The 17279-nt window shown below is 66.4% G+C and carries 16 protein-coding genes; 8 read left to right on the top strand and 8 right to left on the bottom strand.

Going from position 1 to position 17279, the window contains the following annotated elements:
* Positions 1-324: 324 nt before the first annotated feature.
* Both argJ and argC read right to left on the bottom strand, forming a co-directional pair.
* Positions 325-1494 (bottom strand): bifunctional glutamate N-acetyltransferase/amino-acid acetyltransferase ArgJ, encoded by a 1170-nt coding sequence (gene argJ / locus LPN03_RS03850; protein WP_262453191.1) that lies wholly within the window; start codon positions 1492-1494, stop codon positions 325-327.
* The gene (gene argC, locus LPN03_RS03845; RefSeq protein WP_262453190.1) at positions 1491-2549 is read right to left on the bottom strand and encodes an N-acetyl-gamma-glutamyl-phosphate reductase; all 1059 of its coding nucleotides are present in this window, start codon (positions 2547-2549) and stop codon (positions 1491-1493) included. The genes argJ and argC overlap by 4 nt, the downstream gene beginning before the upstream one ends.
* A gap of 175 nt (positions 2550-2724) precedes the next feature.
* Between argC and LPN03_RS03840 the strand changes: the two genes are divergently transcribed.
* Together LPN03_RS03840 and LPN03_RS03835 are read left to right on the top strand one after the other, a co-directional pair.
* Positions 2725-3699 carry a quinone oxidoreductase family protein gene (locus LPN03_RS03840; RefSeq protein ID WP_262453189.1) on the top strand — a complete coding sequence of 325 codons (975 nt, stop codon included), beginning with the start codon at positions 2725-2727 and terminating at the stop codon, positions 3697-3699.
* Positions 3700-3974: 275 nt separating this feature from the next.
* Positions 3975-4592: an MBL fold metallo-hydrolase gene (locus LPN03_RS03835; RefSeq protein WP_262453188.1), complete on the top strand. Its 618-nt coding sequence runs from the start codon at positions 3975-3977 to the stop codon at positions 4590-4592.
* 21 nt (positions 4593-4613) lie between these two features.
* Here the strand turns inward: LPN03_RS03835 and LPN03_RS03830 are convergent, their stop codons facing one another.
* From LPN03_RS03830 to pheS, 3 genes are all read right to left on the bottom strand, one after another.
* Entirely contained in the window at positions 4614-5090 is a 477-nt protein-coding gene (locus LPN03_RS03830) for a DUF1990 domain-containing protein (protein ID WP_262453187.1), read from the bottom strand.
* A 383-nt stretch (positions 5091-5473) separates the two neighbouring features.
* Positions 5474-8017, bottom strand: coding sequence for a phenylalanine--tRNA ligase subunit beta (gene pheT / locus LPN03_RS03825; RefSeq protein ID WP_262453186.1), 2544 nt, complete (start codon positions 8015-8017; stop codon positions 5474-5476).
* Positions 8018-8020: 3 nt separating this feature from the next.
* Entirely contained in the window at positions 8021-9115 is a 1095-nt protein-coding gene (gene pheS / locus LPN03_RS03820; RefSeq protein ID WP_165179971.1) for a phenylalanine--tRNA ligase subunit alpha, read from the bottom strand.
* A 181-nt stretch (positions 9116-9296) separates the two neighbouring features.
* Between pheS and LPN03_RS03815 the strand changes: the two genes are divergently transcribed.
* From LPN03_RS03815 to LPN03_RS03800, 4 genes are read left to right on the top strand one after another with little or no spacing between them, the layout of a single operon-like run.
* A complete protein-coding gene (locus LPN03_RS03815; protein WP_165179973.1) occupies positions 9297-9899 on the top strand; it encodes a hypothetical protein in 603 nt (200 codons plus the stop codon).
* The gene (locus tag LPN03_RS03810) at positions 9896-11011 is read left to right on the top strand and encodes a hypothetical protein (protein WP_262453185.1); all 1116 of its coding nucleotides are present in this window, start codon (positions 9896-9898) and stop codon (positions 11009-11011) included. Before LPN03_RS03815 ends, LPN03_RS03810 begins: the two co-directional genes overlap by 4 nt.
* Positions 11008-11511: a hypothetical protein gene (locus tag LPN03_RS03805; protein ID WP_262453184.1), complete on the top strand. Its 504-nt coding sequence runs from the start codon at positions 11008-11010 to the stop codon at positions 11509-11511. The genes LPN03_RS03810 and LPN03_RS03805 overlap by 4 nt, the downstream gene beginning before the upstream one ends.
* A complete protein-coding gene (locus LPN03_RS03800) occupies positions 11504-12154 on the top strand; it encodes an SIMPL domain-containing protein (RefSeq protein WP_262453183.1) in 651 nt (216 codons plus the stop codon). The genes LPN03_RS03805 and LPN03_RS03800 overlap by 8 nt, the downstream gene beginning before the upstream one ends.
* A gap of 72 nt (positions 12155-12226) precedes the next feature.
* Here LPN03_RS03800 and LPN03_RS03795 read toward each other — a convergent pair whose 3' ends face one another.
* Positions 12227-13723, bottom strand: coding sequence for a long-chain-fatty-acid--CoA ligase (locus LPN03_RS03795; protein ID WP_165179979.1), 1497 nt, complete (start codon positions 13721-13723; stop codon positions 12227-12229).
* A gap of 194 nt (positions 13724-13917) precedes the next feature.
* Here LPN03_RS03795 and LPN03_RS03790 point away from each other — a divergent pair, with 194 nt between their 5' ends.
* Positions 13918-15081 carry an Rv2578c family radical SAM protein gene (locus LPN03_RS03790; protein WP_262453182.1) on the top strand — a complete coding sequence of 388 codons (1164 nt, stop codon included), beginning with the start codon at positions 13918-13920 and terminating at the stop codon, positions 15079-15081.
* 27 nt (positions 15082-15108) lie between these two features.
* On the opposite strand, the gene LPN03_RS03785 is transcribed toward LPN03_RS03790, so the two are convergent.
* Positions 15109-15309 carry a DUF5302 domain-containing protein gene (locus tag LPN03_RS03785; protein ID WP_262453181.1) on the bottom strand — a complete coding sequence of 67 codons (201 nt, stop codon included), beginning with the start codon at positions 15307-15309 and terminating at the stop codon, positions 15109-15111.
* 64 nt (positions 15310-15373) lie between these two features.
* Positions 15374-15781, bottom strand: a complete 408-nt coding sequence (locus LPN03_RS03780; protein WP_262453194.1) for a (deoxy)nucleoside triphosphate pyrophosphohydrolase — start codon at positions 15779-15781, stop codon at positions 15374-15376.
* A 197-nt stretch (positions 15782-15978) separates the two neighbouring features.
* Between LPN03_RS03780 and LPN03_RS03775 the strand changes: the two genes are divergently transcribed.
* Entirely contained in the window at positions 15979-17211 is a 1233-nt protein-coding gene (locus LPN03_RS03775) for an MFS transporter (RefSeq protein ID WP_262453180.1), read from the top strand.
* The last annotated feature ends 68 nt before the right edge of the window (positions 17212-17279 follow it).

Genomic DNA, 17279 nt, shown 5'->3' with positions numbered 1-17279 from the left:
ATTCGTTCGTTGGGCCGCCTCCCGGCTGCGGACCGGGATTCCCTCGGCCGCTATCCGACTCCTCGGCCGCGGGCGGCCTGCGGGGTCTCCTTTACGCGGCCTACGGAAACCCCGGCTCCTCCGCCGTCCTGCTTGCCCAACTGTTGTGGCACGCAAGGCGACCCGAACACGGAGGTGGTGGAGCCGGCATTTTTTGTAGGCGACGTAAAGGAGACCGTAAGGCCGCCCGCGGCCGTCGGTCGGATAGTCGCCGGAAAAATGTCGGGCCGCCACCGGAGGTGAATCGGCCGCCGGGTCTCGACAGGCTCGACCAGCGGGGTGGTGCTACGAGGAGTAGGCGCTGTTTTCTTCGACATACGCATGCGTGAGGTCGTTGGTCCAGATGGTGGCGGAGGCGTCACCGGCCCGTAGGTCGATCTCGACGGTGACTTGGCGGGCTGTCAGGTCCACGAGGTCGCGGGAGTCGCCGATCCCGCCCTTGCGGCAGATCTGGACGCCGTTGATGCTGACGTTGATCTCGTTGGGGTCAAAGACGGCGTCGGTGGTGCCCACGGAGGAGAGCACACGGCCCCAGTTGGGGTCGTTGCCGAAGATGGCGCACTTGAACAGGTTGGAGCGGGCCACGGCGCGGGAGACAATCTCGGCGTCGCGTTCGCTGTCCGCGTTGACGGTGGTGATGGCGATGTCGTGGTTGGCGCCTTCGGCGTCGGCAATCAGTGCCCGCGCAAGGGTGGCGCACACCTCGGTCAGGCCGGTTGTGAACTGGTCCATGTCGGGGAACACCGTGGACGCGCCGGACCCCATGAGGATCACTGTGTCGTTGGTGGACATGCAACCGTCGGAGTCGGCACGGTTAAAGGTGACGCGGACGGCGTCGCGGAGCGCGGCGTCGAGCCCTTCGGCTTCCACCTCGGCGTCTGTGGTGATGACCACCAGCATGGTTGCCAGGCCCGGGGCCAGCATGCCGGCCCCTTTGGCCATGCCGCCAATGGTGTACGTGGCCCCGTCGGCATTGGGGGCGGATGTCCAGGCCGCCTGCTTGGGGACAGTGTCGGTGGTCATGATCGCTGAGGCGGCGGCAGCCCCGCCGTCGGCCGCCAGGGCCGCAGCCACAGCCTCAATGCCCGGCAGGATCTTCTCCATGGGGAGCTGCTCGCCGATGAGGCCGGTGGAACAGACGGCCACGTCGCTGGCGGAAATGCCCAGCACGTCGGCCACCTTTTCGGCGGTGGTGTGGGTGTTTTGGAAGCCCTCGGGGCCGGTGCAGGCGTTGGCGCCGCCGGAGTTGAGCACCACGGCGTCAACCCGGCCGTCGCCCACCACTTGCCGCGACCAGTGGACCGGCGCCGCAGCGACCCGGTTGGTGGTGAAGACGGCGGCTGCGCTGCGCTGCGGGCCGTCGTTGACCACCAGTGCCAGGTCTGGGTTGCCGGACTTTTTCAGGCCGGCCGTCACGCCGGCGGCCCGGAATCCCTGTGCAGATGTCACGCTCATGGTGCTACTCCTTGGAAGGACAGGCCGGTGGATTCCGCCAGGCCGAGGGCAATGTTCATTGACTGTACCGCGCCGCCTGCCGTGCCCTTGGTGAGGTTGTCGATGGCAGCGCAGGCAATCACTCGGTTGACGTTGGGATCGTAGGTGATTTGCAGGGAAGCGTAGTTGGAGCCCTGGACTGACTTGGTGGTCGGCCACTGGCCCTCGGGGAGGACATTGACAAAGTGTTCGTCCGCGTACGCGTCAACCCAGACTTGGCGCAGTGCCGCTGCCAGCGCCGCGCCGCCGCCGTGCCTGGCGGCAAATTCCGGGGCCACCTTGGCGGTGGCGGTGGTGAGGATTCCGCGGCTCATTGGCGCCAGCGTGGGTGTGAAGGACACCTTGACGTCCAGGCCGGAGGCATTCGAGAGGCCCTGCTGGATTTCGGGCGTGTGGCGGTGTCCGCCGCCCACGCCGTAGGGGTTCATGGAACCCATGACCTCGGCGCCGATCAGGTTGATCTTGGCTGACTTCCCCGCCCCCGATGTGCCGGAGGCGGCAACGATGACCACGTCGTCCGGCAGCAGCGCCCCGGAACTGAAACCCGGCAGCAGGGCCAGCAGGGAACTGGTGGGGTAGCAGCCGGGGACGGCGATGCGCCTGGCACCGCGCAGTTTTTCCCGTGTGCCGGGCAGTTCCGGCAGCCCGTAGGGCCAGGTGCCCGCGTGTGGGGAGCCGTAGAACTTCTCCCAGGCGGCGGAGTCCTGCAGGCGGTGGTCGGCGCCGGCGTCGATCACCAGGGTGTCGGCGGGCAGCTGTGCAGCCACTGCGGCGGACTTGCCGTGCGGAAGCGCCAGGAACACCACGTCATGTCCGGCCAGGTTCTCCACCGTGGTGTCCACCAGGATGCGGTCCGCCAGTGAGTGCAAGTGCGGCTGGAGCTCGCCCAGGCGCGCCCCGGCATTGCTGTGGGCCGTGATGGCCCCGATGGTCACATCCGGGTGGCTGGCCAGCAGGCGCAGCACTTCTCCCCCGGCATATCCGCTCGCGCCGGAAACGGCAACTGAAATCGTCATACATCGACTATACAGCAGAGTTATGCATTCATGTCGATATTTATCCACGTTTTGTCTGCGGCGGTCTCCGACGCGGTCCTATGATGGAGTCACGGGCGGGCGCGTGCCTGGCCTCCCGGGGAAAGCACGCAGCTCGCAGAGCTCAAGACGCAGCCAAGATGAAGTGGAGAACACCATGACCCAACAGTGCCGTGCCATCGTCGCAGATGCCTCCGGCGGACCCGAAGTCCTGGGCCTGCGCGAGGTTCCCGTTCCCACTCCCGGCCCGGGCCAGCTGCTGTTCCAGGTGGCCGCCGTCGGGGTGAACTTTATCGAGACGTACCAGCGCGACGGCACCTACACCGTGCTGTTCCCCTTTACCCCTGGCTCCGAGGCGGCTGGGACGGTGGTTGCCGTCGGTGAAGGCGTGGAGGATTTTGCCGTGGGCGACCACATTGCCACGGCAGAGGGCCGGGGCTGCTACGCCGAGTACGCCATTGTTGACCAGGACAAGGCGCTGCCCGTGCCGTCCGCGGTGCCGCTGGACATTGCAGCCGCCCTGCCCCTGCAGGCAATGACCGCGCACTACCTGATGAACTCGACCTACCATGTGGAGCCCGGCCAGACCGTGCTGCTGCATGCCGGCGCCGGCGGTGTGGGCCTGCTGCTGACCCAGATGCTCAAGGAACGCGGGGCCCGCGTCATCACCACCGTGTCCACGGATGAAAAGGAAGAGCTGTCGCGTGTGGCCGGCGCCGACGAGGTGCTGCGGTACGCAGGGTTTGCCGCGGCGGTGCGCGAGCTCACCGATGGCGTGGGTGTCGATGTGGCATACGACGGCGTTGGGAAGGACACGTTCGACGGTTCCCTTGCGTCGCTGCGCACCAGGGGAATGCTGGTGCTGTTTGGCGGGGCCTCCGGCCAGGTGCCGCCGCTGGACCTGCAGCGGCTCAACACGGGGGGCTCACTGTTTGTCACCCGGCCCACGCTGGGCAGCTACCTGCTCAACCCCCAGGAGCGCCGCTGGCGGGCCACGGAGGTGTTCAACGCCGTCGCCGAGGGCAGGCTCACTGCCCGCATCGGCGCACGTTTCCCGCTGGCGGAAGCCGGCGCTGCGCACTCCGCGCTGCAGGGACGCAAGACCACCGGCAAGGTCATCCTGGTGCCGTAGTTGCTCCTTCCGCAGCAGCCAACCCGGCAGCACGAAGCCCCCGGCCACGGATTGGCCGGGGGCTTCGTCAGGCTCAGAGGAAAAGGAACCAGCCCACGGCGACTGCCAGCCCGACGACGCCGACCACTTCGACGCTGCCACTGGTCCTGAGCTGTCCGGCCGCCCATCTGCCCAGCTTCCGATTGTCATGGCAGGTAACCTTTCCCTAAGACGGGCGCGGACCTTGCAACACGGCGGATCCGCTTCCTGCCACCCGAGAACGGAGGACACCGGCCATGCACGAACTTCCCAACGGCGCGTTCAAATTGAACAGGTCCCGCGGCGCCAACGGCTATGTGATCCCGCTGGGAGACGGGTTCGCCGTGGTCGATCCCGGCATGAAGTCGGGCGCGCGGGCCGTCATTTCAGAATTGGCGGAGGCCGGCTTTGCCGGTGCAGTCAGGCACATACTGCTGACGCACTACGACGTCGACCATGCCGGCGCGGCACGGGCAGTCGCTGCGGCTGCCGGGGCGCGCGTGTGGATAGGAAAGGCGGACTCGGAAATCCTGGCCGGGACCCGGTCCCCGGGAACTCTCGCGCGCCGGGTCATGTCATCGGTGGGGCGGCCGAAGTTGCCGGAAACGGTGAACTTTCTGGGCGAGTCCGTGGGTTTCCCACCGGAAATCACTGCATTGCCGACCCCGGGGCACACGCCCGGGCACTTTTCCCTGGTCTGGAACCAGACGGTGTTCTCAGGCGACGCCGCCATGGTCCGCGCCGACGGCACCTTGAAGCAATTTCCCCGGCTGCTGATCACGGACAAGGCCCAGGCACTGGCTTCGACGGCGGTCCTTCAAGACCTGAACGCCACGTGGTTTTGTCCCGGCCACGGCAGGCCCGTGCAGCGCTGAGCCCTGAGTCGAGCAGAGCCCTCAGTCCAGGAGGGCCTTCACATAGCGCCTTCGCACGATACTTTGCACTACCAGCAGCACCGGGAACAGGGCCCGCCAGGGTTGTTGCGGCGCGGCCCTGGTGAGGGATCGAATGGTCAGGCGCACCTCGCCGCCGTGGCGGTGCACTATGAAGGCTTCCTCCCCGCTGACGGGGTGGCCCGGAAGGGTCCGGTAGGAGAAGCCGGCGCGGTGCGGTTCGTCTACGACCTCTGCAACCTCCACTGGTTCCACGACCGCCATGCCGAGGAAGTGCGCCGTGACAGCCACACGGTCACCCGGTGACACCCTGCCCGGCTGGTCCACGGTAAACCCGCTGGCCGTTTTCACCTTCCAGCGCAGCACGTCCCTGGCTGCGCGTTCCCAGGCCGCATCGCCCCAACCCACCACGGCGGACACTTCGGAACGGCGGTACCCGTTGTGGCTTGGCGGCCATTCCTGCAGTGCCGGGCTCGTCATGGACTGCTCGCCTCCTCCTCGCCACCAATTGGACTATGGTGGGGATTCCATTCTCGCCCAGCAACGGTTCGAGATCGAACAGGCCCATTACGACCGTTTTCTCAACGGCAGGTCTTCATTTAAGGAACGGCGCAGGGCTCCCCTGCCCGGGTACAGGCGTTGAACTCGACAAGATATTTGCAACGTATTTGCGCCAGTACGGGGCAGCTTGGACAGAGTTCCCGGTGCCGCTCAAAAGCCCCGGCCTGCCGGCCAGCGTCCCTTAGCAGTCTCCGTCAGCTCATGGCGCATCTGTCGGAAGTCGCGAGTTAACCGGGCCACAGCCCCAACCATTCCGTGCCCGGCTTGCGGGGAAATGGTCAGGGCTGCGGCCCGGCCCGTGCTTAGCGTTGGGTGGCGCCAAAGCGTTCCGCGGCCAGTTCGACGGCGGCCGCACGGGCCGCTGATGCTTCGTCGGCAGTGAGTGTGCGGTCGGCCGCGCGGAACCTCAGCCCGAATGCCAGCGACTTGCTCCCGGCCGGAATTCCGGCTCCCTCATACTCGTCGAACAAGGCAACATCCTCCAGCAACTCCCCGGCACCTTCACGCAAGGTTTCCAGCACTGCTGCCGCGGGAATCTCTGCCGGAACCACCAGGGCAACGTCCTGTGTGGCCACCGGGAAGGTGGAGATCGGCTTGGCAACAATGACGTCGGCCGCGGCGTCAAAGACCTTGCTGGCGTTGAGTTCCATCGCCACGGTGCGCGCCGGCAGGTGCTCCTCGGCCAGCAGCTTCGGGTGCAGTTCACCGGCGTAGCCCACCACCTCGCCGGAGCGCAGCTTCAACACTGCCGCCCGGCCGGGGTGAAACGCCTGGTGCGAGCCCTGCTCCACCACGAGGTCCACGCCGGTCACGTCAGCCACGAGGCGCGCGGCGTCGACGGCGTCGGCCCAGTCCCAGGAACGCGGCGTGTGGCCCGGTGCGGCCGGGGTGTCCTTGCCTGTGAACAGTGCGCCAATGGTGAGCGGCTGGTAGGGGATGCCGTCGTCAAGCGCGTCCAGGACGGCATCAGACGGCTTGGCTCCCAGCGGCGGGATGGAGGCAGTGCCCATGGTGCCCGATGGCAGGAACACCAGTCCGGACTCGAACAGGGCGAGGTCGTGGAAGCCTCGCGAGTGGTTCCGCTTCGCCGTTTCGATCAGGCCCGGCAGCACGGAGGTGCGCAGGTACCCGAATTCCTCGCTGAGCGGGTTGGCCAGCTTCACGGCTTCCCGCGGGGCGCCGGCTTCGGCCACGCCGAAGGAATCGTTGGCCGCCTTGGACACAAAAGGATACGCCAGGATCTCCGTCAGGCCGGAATCGGCCAGTGCCTGGACTGCGCGGCGGCGCTGCTGCTGCGTCCGCGAGTACCCGCGGCCGGGAGGGGCGGTGGGCAGGGTGGCGGGTATCAGGTCGTAGCCCACCAGCCTGGCCACTTCTTCGGTCAGGTCCTCGGGGGTGGCCAGGTCATGGCGCCAGCTCGGGGCTGTGACGGACCAGCCGCCGTCGGCCGCCTCAACCAGGGCACCCAGGTCTGTCAGCGTGCCCTGGATCTGCTCCGGTGTGAAGTCGATGCCGATGCGGGCCGAGGCGAATCCTGCCGGCAGGAAAACGGTGACGGCTGCCGGCGGGGTGCCGACGTCGGTGACGGTGGTGTCCTCGGTGCCGCCGGCCAGCTCAACGAGCAGGTTCACGGCACGCTGGGCGGCCTCGTCGGCAACTTCCCAATCCACGCCGCGCTCAAAGCGCTTGGATGCCTCGGACGGCAGCTTGTGGCGGCGCCGCGAACGGGCAATGGACACTTCCTCAAAGTGGGCCGCCTCAACCAGCACCCGTGTGGTCGAGGAGGTGACCTCGGTGGACGCGCCGCCCATGACACCCGCCACGCCGATGGGACCGGATGAATCGGTGATCAGCAGGTCCTCCACGTCCAGCTTGCGGACCTTGCCGTCGAGGGTCCGCAAGGTCTCCCCCGCGGCGGCACGGCGCACCACAATGTCGCCGTCGAGCTTGTCGGCGTCGTAGAAGTGCAGGGGCTGGCCCAGCTCCAGCATCACATAGTTGGAGATATCCACAGGCAGCGAGATGGAGCGGATTCCGGCCAGGCGCAGGCGGGAGGACATCCAGGTGGGAGTTGGCGCAGCCGGGTTAATTCCACGCACGGTGCGGGCCACGAAGCGGTCGCAGCCGGAGAGCCCATAGATGGGCGCCTGGTCCTCGAGGCGGACAGGGTAGCCCGGCCCCGTGGCAGCGGTGACGGAGACCAGGGCCGCCGGGTCGGTAAACGGGGTGCCGGTGGCGTGGGCGTACTCGCGGGCGGCGCCGCGGATGCTGAACACGTAGCCGCGGTCCGGGGTCACGTTGATCTCGGCGGCTTCGTCAGTCAGGCCCAACAGGTCCAGCGCATCGCTGCCCAGTTCCGGGTCCAGGCCCAGGGTGGAGAGCACCAGGATGCCGTCGTGGTCCTCGCCTATCCCCAGCTCGCGGACGGAGGCGATCATGCCGGCGGAGACATGGCCATAGGTCTTGCGCGGGGAAATGCGGAAGTCCCCGGGCAGCACTGCCCCGGGCAGGGTGACAACCACCTTGTCGCCCACGGTGAAATTGTGCGCCCCGCACACAACCTCCTGGATGCCCGAAGGCTCAATGCCCTCCCCCTCATGGGGCTGCACGGCACCTTCGGGAACCACGCGGACCGAGCACCAGTTGATGGTCTTACCGTTGGTCTGCGGTTCGGGGCTCATGGAAAGCACCTGGCCCACCACAATGGGTCCGCTGATTGAATCCAGCGGGCGGTGGACGGCTTCTTCCTCAAAGCCAACCTTGACCAGCTCGGTCATGACGTCTTCGGCAGTTGCTCCTGCCGGCACCTGCGCATACTCGCGCAGCCAAGTCAGTGGAATACGCACCGCTTAGATCTCCATCCCAAAGTGTTCGCTGAATCGTACGTCGCCCTCGATCATGTCGTGCATGTCGGACACCTCGTTGCGGAACATCAAGGTCCGCTCAATTCCCATGCCGAAGGCAAATCCTGAATACTGGTCCGGGTCAATGCCGGCCGCGCGGAGCACGTTTGGATTCACCATGCCGCAGCCGCCCCACTCAATCCAGCGGGGGCCGCCCTTGGCGCCCGGGTGCCAGATGTCCAGCTCGGCGGACGGCTCGGTGAACGGGAAGTAATTGGGACGCAGGCGGATGCTGGCTTCGCCGCCAAACATTTGCCGGGCAAAGTGCTCCAGCGTGCCGCGCAAATCCGCCATGGACAAGCCTTTGTCAATGGCCAAGCCCTCAAACTGGTGGAACACGGGCGTGTGCGTGGCGTCGAGTTCGTCGGTGCGGAACACCTTGCCGGGGCACAGCACGTACACGGGCAGTTCGCGTTCCAGGAGGGAGCGGACCTGCACGGGCGAGGTGTGGGTGCGCAGCAGCAGGTGGGCCTCGGGCGGCTCCACGAAGAAGGTGTCCTGCATTTCCCGGGCGGGGTGGTCCGGCTTGAAGTTGAGGGCATCAAAGTTGAACCACTCGGACTCCAGCTCCGGGCCTTCGGCAATTTCCCAGCCCATGCCCACAAAGATGTCGCTGACGCGGTCCTGCAGCGTCGAGAGCGGGTGGCGGGCACCTGCCCGGCGGCGGCGCGGGGCGGCCGTGACGTCGACGGTTTCCTCCACCAGGATGCGGGCGGCATCCTCGGCCTCGAGCACCTCGGTGCGGGCTGCGAGCGCCTTGGCGACACGGCCGCGCGAAGCACCCATGAGCTTGCCGGCGGCAGCCTTGAATTCCTTGGAGAGGGCGCCAATCTCGCGGTTGGCCAGGCTCAGGGGCGACTTTTCGCCGGTGTGCGCCAAGCGGGCGGTCTTGAGCTCGTCCAGGGTGGACGCAGCGGCGATGGCTGCGAGCGCAGCCTCGACGGCGGCGCCGATGGCGGCTTCATCCCGGGGGTCCGGCGCTGCGGCGGGTTCGGTGGAAGATTGCGGCGCTGGGGCCGTCTTCTGGGGAATGTCAGACATCTACAGTTTTTACCTAAGCTCGTGTGCGAGTAAGCGGCGGCGTAGCTCGGGCCGCCTCACCCAGTCTAGGGGACCGCCCCATGGTTCTTGAATTGCCACGGGTCCTCCCGCCGGCCAAACGGTACACAGTCTTTACCCTTTTGCCATCCCCTTCCCGTGCAGACGTTGCTACGCTCAAGGCATGGGCTACCTTGCACCGCTGGCTTTGAGGCGTACGACGGCGGCTGCCGGCCGCGCGCTGCCGGGCTGCCTTGCGCTGGGGCTGCTGGCAGGGGGACTGGCGGGTTGCAATGTCCTGCTCCCGGGCCGGGTAACCCACTACACGCCTGATCCGGCGGCACTTCAGGACAAGGTCGACTGCACGGTTCCGTCCGAGTGGCGGCCCGGCTACGGCCCCACGGCCTCCGCGGCGCAGCTGATGGGAAGCGTTCCTCCAGGCTTCGTTCCGGTGGATGCAGTGGAGTGCACCTTCGACTTTTCCGTGCCGGCCCGTACCGCCACCCCGGGCCCGCCCAGGATGGTGGAGCGCCACCTGTCCGGAGACTTTGCTCCGCTGCTGGCGGCACTGGCGCAGCCCAGCGACAGGCAGGACGGCATTGCCTGCACGGCTGATGGTGAAATAGTTCCGTCCCTGTGGCTGGTCAACGCCGCGGGAAAGGCCGTGCACGTGACGTGGCCGGTGGACGCGTGCGGCAAGACCCGCGGCAAACCGGACACGGCAAAGGCGCTGGCGGGGCTGAAGACTGTGTCCGCGAAACCGCTTGAAGTGCAGGTGGCTCCATGAACGGACCAGAGCCTGCTTTCGGCCGGGCGCACTGGCGCCTGGCTGCGTGGACCGTTTCCCTGATGGCCGCCCTGGCCCTGTGCCTGTCCGGGTGCAACGCTTCTGCACCTGGCATCACACACTCCACGCCGGCCCCCGCCGCCCTGCAGGCCAAGGCCGACTGCCTTGCCACCACGTATTGGAATGAACCCCTCATGACTGCTCCCGCTGCCGTAGCGGACAAGATGGGGAGCGTGCCGCAGGACTTTGTGCCGGAGGACGTGGTCACCTGCTCCCCGGGGCCACGCATCTTCCGGCAGGTAAGCACGGAGCCGGCCTGGGCCTCAATCCTGGAACAGCACTACTCCGGGAACTATTCGCCCCTGCTGGCGGCGCTGGCACAACAAAGCGACCGGCAGGGCGGCGGAAGTTGTTTATCCGTGGGAGAGACAATCCCGGACCTTTGGCTGGTGGATGCGGCTGGCAGGGCGGTCCACATCCAATGGCCGCGTGACTCCTGCGGCCTCACCAAGCCGGGCGTCCGGCAGGCCTTGGCGGCCCTGAAGCCTACGTCGTCAAAGTCCATCGACTTCAGGCCGGCCGACGCCGTGGTGCCCGTCACGCCGCCGCCGGCGCGGATCCTGGCCGGCGCCAACTGCCTGACCACCGCCCACTGGTATGAGGGCAACGGCCTGGCCGATCCCTCTGCAAAGGACATGGGCGGCATTCCCGAAGGGTTCCAGCCCGTCTCGGTGGTGGAATGCACCGCCTTCGGCGACAACGTCACCGACGCTCGGGGCACCTGGCGGACCATCACCCAGAAGCGGCTCTCGGGAGACTTGGTGCCCCTGGTCAAGTTCCTTCACACGCCCAGCGACAAGGCGGTGGGAAAGCTGGTGTGCGAGGCTTCCCTCGAAATCACCCCGGACCTCTGGCTGCTGGACGCAACGGGCCGGGCCATCCATGTGAAGTGGCCGTTGACCGCCTGCCACAAGTCCCAGCCCGGAATCAAGGAAGCGCTGGCGCAACTGCACGTTGTGGAAACCACGGTCTTGAAGGCCGTGCTGCAACCGGTTCCGGGGGCCAAGGTAGCCCCGGCGGCCACGCCGGCCCCCACCGTCAGCGCCCCGTGAGGGCTGCCCTGCGGTGCCGCCAGCTGGCGAACGCGCTGAACCTGTCCACGGCCGCCGGCCTGCTGCTTGCGGCCCTGAGCCGGACTCCCGTGGAACCTGGCCCGGACGGTCTGCTTTTCGGCACCGAATACCGACCCAAACTGCCCTTGGCCGGCGCGTTCACGGTTGGCAACGTGATCTTCTACCGGGCAGACCGCGCCTTCATCGACTCCCGCCCAGACCTGCTTAAACACGAGGCAGCCCATTCCACCCAATACGCCTGGTGTCTGGGCCTGCCATTCCTTCCCCTCTACGCAGCCTGCGCCGCCTATTCGTGGTGGCGGACAGGGGACCCGGGCAGCAGGAATTTCTTTGAACGCAGCGCCGGCCTTGCCCTGGGCGGCTACCGGGAACTGCCCACCCTCACCCGCCTGCCGGCCTTGCGCAACTCTTTACGAAGCTTCACGTTATCCCAGGTAACAGGCACCACTCCCCGAAGGAAAGGTCCCACCCATGAGTGAAATCACCCGCACCGCCAATGCGATCACGGTCACCGGGAAGGGTTCTGTCAGCGCCCAGCCCGACTACTTTCATATCAGCGTTGGCATCGAGGCTCGTCGAAACACCGTCAAGGAAGCCTACGCCGCGGCAGCCAACGCCATAACGGCCATCCAGCAACGCCTGCTCGAGCTATCCCTCGCCCGCGATGTGGTGGGAACTGAGGCGCTGAATGTGCATGCTGACGAGCAATGGCTGGAGGGGAAGACCCGTGCCATCGTTGGCTACATCGTCACCTCCAGCCTGAACGTCATACTTAGCTATGACGAGGCTGCGGCGGATGTCATCGCCGCAGTGGTCGACGTCGGCGGTGACGCCGTGCGGATCCACGGACTCCGCCCGGCTGTGTCCGATCTCTCTGCCGCGAAGGACGCTGCCCGCGCCGTGGCTTGGGCCGACGCCGTTCATGCCGCCGACATGTACGCGGCCCTGGCCGGACGGACCTTGGGCACCGCAACGGCCATCACCGAGATGGTCGACCAGGGAATGATTCCGATGGCCCGGGCAATGTCAACGGGCGCCGATGCAGGAATCATGGCGCTGCCGATGGAGCCAGGCCAAAGCAGCATCACCGCCACCGTCGAGGTGACCTGGAATTTGATCTAGGAATCCGCGCTGCACGGGCGGCCGTACACCACAGGTGCCCGGCCGCCATCGTGCGCCCTTCGATAACGTCGGCTAGATGGTGATTTCCCGCTTCAGGATCTTGCCCGTCGGCCCCTTGGGTAGGGTGTCCATGATGATGACCCGGCGGGGGAACTTGTAGGCGGCCACCCTCTCCTTGACGAAGTCGCGGATGTCGGCGGCGAGGGCCTCGGGATCGTCGGCTCCCTCGGCGCCTGCCTTGAGCGCCACGGCCGCATAAACTTCCTCGCCGTGGATGTCATCGGGACGGCCCACCACCGCAGCCTCGGCCACCGCAGGGTGTTCATAGAGGACTTCCTCAACCTCGCGGGGGTAGACGTTGTAGCCGCCCCGCAGGATCATGTCCTTTTTGCGGTCCACGATGAAGAAGACCCCGTCGGCGTCTTTGCGGCCCAGGTCCCCCGTGCGGAACCACCCGTCGGGTATGGCAGCCGCCGTGGCTTCCGGGTTGTTCCAGTACCCCTTCATGACGTACGGCCCCGCCACGGCAATTTCCCCCACGGCACCGGGTTCGACGTCGTTCCCGGCGTCGTCGACCACCCTCAGCTGCGCGCCGGCCACCGCGGTGCCCACGGAGCCGGGCTTGCGGATGCCGTCCATCTGGTTGAAGGAGACCACAGGAGAGGTTTCGGACAGGCCGTAGCCTTCGAGCATGGTGGCGCCAAAGGTGTTTTCAAATTCATGCAGGACTTCCAGTGGCAGCGGGGAGCCACCGGATGCGGCCAGGCGCAGGCTGGAGAGATCATAGTTTTCCCGCCCGGGCGTGCGCAGCAGCGCAATGTACATGGTGGGCACACCCTCGAAAATGGTGACCTTGTCCCGCTGGATGATTTCCAGCGCCTTGACCGGGTCGAATTTGGGCAGGATGGTGACGGTGGCGCCGGCCAGGACGGCAGAGTTGAGTGCGCAGGTCTGCCCGAAGATGTGGAAGAACGGCAGGCCGCCGAAGATGACGTCCCCGTTCCTGCTGCTGAACAGGCTGACCGAGACCTCGGCATTGCTGCGCAGGTTTTCGTGGGTGAGCTCGGCGCCCTTCGGCTTCCCCGTAGTGCCCGAGGTGTAAAGGATGACGGCGGTGTCGTCCTTTCCGGCTGCGGCCACCTCGGAAAGGGGCTCCAATGGGGCCAGCAGGCCCATGAACGCAGCGTCGATGGGGATGATCGCCGTACCCGTGTCGGCGGCGCCCGCCGCCACCTCCCCCATGACGCCCTCCCAGGCAAAGGCAAGCACGGCGCCGGAGTCCAACAGGTGGTAGGCCACCTCCCGCGATTTCAGCAGCGGGTTCAAGGGCACCACAATGGCCCCGTAGCGCAGGATTCCGTAGTAGATGGGCGGCATTTGCGGCAGGTTGGGTGAGATCAGCGCCACCCTGTCCCCCGGCCTGATGCCTCGGGAAGCCAGCAGGGCGGCAACCTTGGCACTGAGCACCTCCAGTGCTCCGAAGGTTATTTCAATGTCGTCCATCTTGATGGCCACGCCCGCCGGATTGTTGTGTGCGGACGTGCCCACGATGGTGGCCAGGTTTGTCATGACAGCTCCTCTTTGCGGACGGAATCTACTAAGAAATGGGGATGAACGCCGGCCCCATGCCTTCAGCCTAGCGCCCGCCGGTGTGATCTGGGCCATATTGGTACCAGTCGGTAACTGCACCCGCCGCCCAGTCCGGACAAGCATGCAGGAAAAGTCCATTGACTAATCTTAGAATATATGTTCGAATTAGTTTTATGAGGTGGAACGCACAGGAACTCAAACAGCCGCGGGACACGCCGCTGCTCCCGCTGGCCGGACTGGTCAAAACCGTGCATACTCCGGAGTTCGCGGGGGTGACTTTCCATGAGGTGCTTGCCAAAAGCGCCCTCAACAAAGTCCCGGCCACCTCCACCATGCCTTTTGAATGGACAGTGAACCCCTACCGCGGCTGCTCGCATGCCTGCGTCTACTGCTTCGCGCGCAAAAGCCACACTTACCTCGACTTTGACTCGGGCGCCGATTTCGACTCCCAAGTGGTGGTGAAGGTCAACGTGGCGCAGGTGCTGCGGAAGGAGCTTTTCAAGCCCTCGTGGCAGCATCCCCACGTGGCCCTGGGCACCAACACGGATCCCTACCAGCGGGCCGAGGGCCGCTACCGGCTCATGCCCGGAATCATTTCCGCCCTGGCCGATTCCGGCACGCCGTTTTCCATCCTGACGAAGGGGACGCTGCTGGCCCGGGACATTCCGCTTCTGCAGGCGGCAGGCCGACAAGTCAGTGTGGGCATGGGCATTTCACTGGCCCTCCTGGATGCCACGCTGGCCGCCGCCGTCGAACCTGGCACCCCTTCGCCCAAGGCGAGGCTGGCGCTGATCGAAAAATTGCGGGACGCCGGCCTGCCGTGCGGGGTCATGGCCATGCCGATCCTGCCCTGGTTGACGGATTCCGAGGAGTCCCTGGATGCTTTGTTCGCTGCGTTGTCTGCTGCGGGGGCCACCGGTGTGACCGCCGGTGCCTTGTACTTGCGCCCCGGCACCCGGGAATGGTTCATGAAGTGGCTGGCACGCGAACACCCTGCCCTGGTTGGGCGCTACCAGCGACTCTACGGTCAGGGGGCCTACGCGCCCAAGGACTACCGCCAGTGGCTGGCAGCACGGGTCAACGAGGCCAAACTCCGCCACGGCTTTGCCGGGCAGGCCGGCTTTATCCACGATCCACGCCGGGAGGAGGCCAGCTACCCGAGCGGCAGCCTGCCCATGGACGTGCCGGGCCACGGTGGCGGGCACAGGGGTGACGGACACAGGGGTGACGGACACAGAAAGGCGGGGGCTGCCGTGCATGCCCCCGCCCTTGTCCCTGCCGGTCCTGGCCTTTCCGGCCACGACGGCGCATCCGACGGGCAACTGGCCCTGTTTTAGCAACCATGCCGGCGGATGTGCGCCTCCCTATCCGCTCTTGCGCCGGAATTCACGCTTGTGCGAGGCAGCTCCGTGCTGTGAATTGATCTTGGCGCCGTTGGCTGCTTCCACACTTCCATGGCGCTGGTTCTTCTTGTTTTCCAGTGCCTGGCGGAACTTTTCCTTCATTTCGTCACTGGCACCGGCGCTGGCCGGCGCTGCGTCGTTGTGGTTCTCGGACGATGTCACTGCACAACCTCCTTGCGCTTGGGTAACCCCCAGTCTGGCACAGGGCGGCCAGAATTCAACACCTTCAGTTTGCCGTGTTCAGGGCGAGCAGGGCGTGGACGATGGGCATGTCCGCCGGTATCCATGGCAGCGCCAGCACTTCGTCTCCTGCCAGGTCCACCCAGCGCAACACGTCATGGTCCTCCAGCGGTTCGGGCGAGCCCCCAGTCAGCTCCGCCAGCCACACCCGCATGGAGGCCTTGATGCTGAGGGGCCAGCCGTCCGGCGTCGGGCCCGCCAGTTCCGCGCCCAGCCGGACCGTCACACCCAATTCCTCGGCCAGTTCCCGGTGGAGGGCCTGCGGCGCAGTCTCCCCGGCTTCAACCTTGCCGCCGGGGAACTCCCACATGCCGGCAAACTCGGGGGGCGCCGTGCGCCGTGCTGCCAAGAGGCGTGTCGGGCGGAGCAGGGAGTCCACCAGCGCACCTCCCACTATCTGCCGGGGGATCGGCGCGGGCTTGGTGTCATGGGAAAGGGTCACATGGCCCAGCCTAAGGGAAACTAGAATGGACCGGGGCACCTTCATCTTGGCAGGGCCTTGATTCCCGGCATCGATCCAGCATTCCGGCAGCCGGCGCGCGCATTGCAACAGTGCGGTGACGACAACTTCCATCAGTGAGAGCACACTTCATGAGCACCTCGACCACCTTGTCCGGCACGCGGCGCGGTTCGGCGAACTCTGCCGCCTGGGCCATTTTTGCCCTCGCCATCGGCGGTTTCGGCATTGGCACCACCGAATTTGCCATGATGGGACTGCTGCCCAATGTGGCGGAAGGCGTCCACGTCACGGTGCCCGAAGCAGGCCATGTCATCTCCGCCTATGCCCTCGGCGTGGTGGTGGGCGCGCCACTTTTGGTGGCCTTGAGTGCCAAGTGGCCGCGCAAGACCTTGGCGCTGGCGCTCATGGCCCTGTTCACGCTGGGCAACCTGTCCTCCGTTTTTGCGCAGGACTACGTCACCTTGATGGTGACCCGCTTCGTGGCGGGCCTGCCCCACGGCGCCTATTTTGGCGTGGCGGCGGTCCTGGCCGCATCCCTGGTGGCGCCCACCAAGCGGGGGCGGGCCATTGCCATGGTCATGATGGGCCTGTCCGTTGCCAACGTGGTGGGCGTGCCGCTTGCCACGCTGGTGGGCCAACAGTTCGGCTGGCGCCTGATGTTTGTGCTGGTGGCCTTCGTGGGGCTGGTGACGCTCGCAGCCATTGCGAAGGCCATCCCGGCCCAGAAGGCACATCCGGATGCCAGCCTGCGCCGTGAACTCAGCGCCCTCAAGCGGAGCCAGGTCTGGCTGACCCTGCTCATCGGCGTGGTGGGCTTTGGCGGCTTCTTCGCTGTGTACACCTATATAGCCAACACCATGACCGACGTCGCCGGATTCAGTGCAGGGTTCCTGCCGGTCATCGTGGGCCTGTACGGGCTGGGCATGGTGGCCGGTAGTTTTGTGGGTGGCAAGCTGGCTGACTGGTCAGTCATGGGGAGCATCTACCTCATGATGGCCTGCATCGCCGCGGTGCTGGTGGTTTATGCCCTGACAGTCCACATCCAGTGGGCGGCGCTGCTCATGACCTTCGTCATTGGCGCGTCGGGGTCCATGTTGATCCCGTCGCTGCAGACGCGTCTGCTGGATGTCTCCCCCGGTGCACCGACCCTCGCATCGTCCCTGAACCACTCGGCGCTGAACATGGCCAACGCCCTGGGCGCCTTTGTTGGCGGGCTGGTCATCACCTGGGGCTGGGGCTTCACGGCCCCGGCACTGGTCGGCGCGGTGCTTGCGGTGTTGGGACTGGCCATTGCCGGGGCCAGCGGAATGTTGGAGCGCACCAACCGCACCCGCGCGACTGCTGCGGCGGCCACGGCGCCGTAGGCCCGGCGCCGCTTAGGCCCGGCGCCGCCGTCGTCCGAGGTCCCACCGCAGGCCCGGCGCCGCCGTCG

This window comes from Arthrobacter sp. A2-55, assembly GCF_025548615.1.
GTDB classification, from domain to species: Bacteria; Actinomycetota; Actinomycetes; order Actinomycetales; family Micrococcaceae; genus Specibacter; species Specibacter silviterrae.
Note: the sequence above shows the minus strand (reverse complement) of the source record. Positions and strands in the feature narration are given on the sequence as shown.

Excerpts from the sequence above, each read along its gene's own strand:
- argJ (WP_262453191.1), bottom strand. The coding sequence starts at position 1,494 with ATGAGCGTGACATCTGCACAGGGATTCCGGGCCGCCGGCGTGACGGCC.
- argC (WP_262453190.1), bottom strand. The coding sequence starts at position 2,549 with ATGACGATTTCAGTTGCCGTTTCCGGCGCGAGCGGATATGCCGGGGGA.
- LPN03_RS03840 (WP_262453189.1), top strand. The coding sequence starts at position 2,725 with ATGACCCAACAGTGCCGTGCCATCGTCGCAGATGCCTCCGGCGGACCC.
- LPN03_RS03835 (WP_262453188.1), top strand. The coding sequence starts at position 3,975 with ATGCACGAACTTCCCAACGGCGCGTTCAAATTGAACAGGTCCCGCGGC.
- LPN03_RS03830 (WP_262453187.1), bottom strand. The coding sequence starts at position 5,090 with ATGACGAGCCCGGCACTGCAGGAATGGCCGCCAAGCCACAACGGGTAC.
- pheS (WP_165179971.1), bottom strand. The coding sequence starts at position 9,115 with ATGTCTGACATTCCCCAGAAGACGGCCCCAGCGCCGCAATCTTCCACC.
- LPN03_RS03815 (WP_165179973.1), top strand. The coding sequence starts at position 9,297 with ATGGGCTACCTTGCACCGCTGGCTTTGAGGCGTACGACGGCGGCTGCC.
- LPN03_RS03810 (WP_262453185.1), top strand. The coding sequence starts at position 9,896 with ATGAACGGACCAGAGCCTGCTTTCGGCCGGGCGCACTGGCGCCTGGCT.
- LPN03_RS03800 (WP_262453183.1), top strand. The coding sequence starts at position 11,504 with ATGAGTGAAATCACCCGCACCGCCAATGCGATCACGGTCACCGGGAAG.
- LPN03_RS03795 (WP_165179979.1), bottom strand. The coding sequence starts at position 13,723 with ATGACAAACCTGGCCACCATCGTGGGCACGTCCGCACACAACAATCCG.
- LPN03_RS03790 (WP_262453182.1), top strand. The coding sequence starts at position 13,918 with ATGAGGTGGAACGCACAGGAACTCAAACAGCCGCGGGACACGCCGCTG.
- LPN03_RS03775 (WP_262453180.1), top strand. The coding sequence starts at position 15,979 with ATGAGCACCTCGACCACCTTGTCCGGCACGCGGCGCGGTTCGGCGAAC.